The sequence below is a fragment of the Roseomonas sp. KE2513 genome (genome assembly GCF_016107305.1).
GTDB lineage: Bacteria > Pseudomonadota > Alphaproteobacteria > Acetobacterales > Acetobacteraceae > Roseomonas.
In genome coordinates this window covers 1-305 of record NZ_RCVR01000206.1, presented here as the reverse complement: position 1 = coordinate 305, position 305 = coordinate 1, and the positions used below count along the sequence as shown (strand labels likewise).

Sequence of the window (305 nt, the reverse complement as noted above, 5' to 3'; positions counted from 1 at the left end):
ACTGGCGGTCTCGATGACGCGGCCGGCAATCTTCAGCAGGTGCAGGCGGAGGGTGGCGAACTCGGCACTGGCCAGCGGGTGCGGCTTGGGGATGCGGTCGCGGAGGGTCAGCATCAGCCAGTAGGCGGCCGTGTGCAGAATGAGGCGGATCTGGTTGGCCAGGGGCGACCGGCAGGAGGTACGGTCGGAGGCGAGCTGGGCCTTGTGCAGCTTGATGAGGTTCTCCGCCTGGCCCCTGGCGCAGTAGAGGCTGTCATAGATCCATTCGGCACTGCCTCGGGCGAAGCTGGTCACCACGAAGCGGA

Annotated in this window: 1 protein-coding gene; it reads right to left on the bottom strand. The window is 66.9% G+C overall.

Annotated features, from left to right (window positions below):
- On the bottom strand, nt 1-305 hold a 305-nt coding region (locus D9599_RS30970), incomplete at both ends, for a transposase (RefSeq protein WP_198385169.1).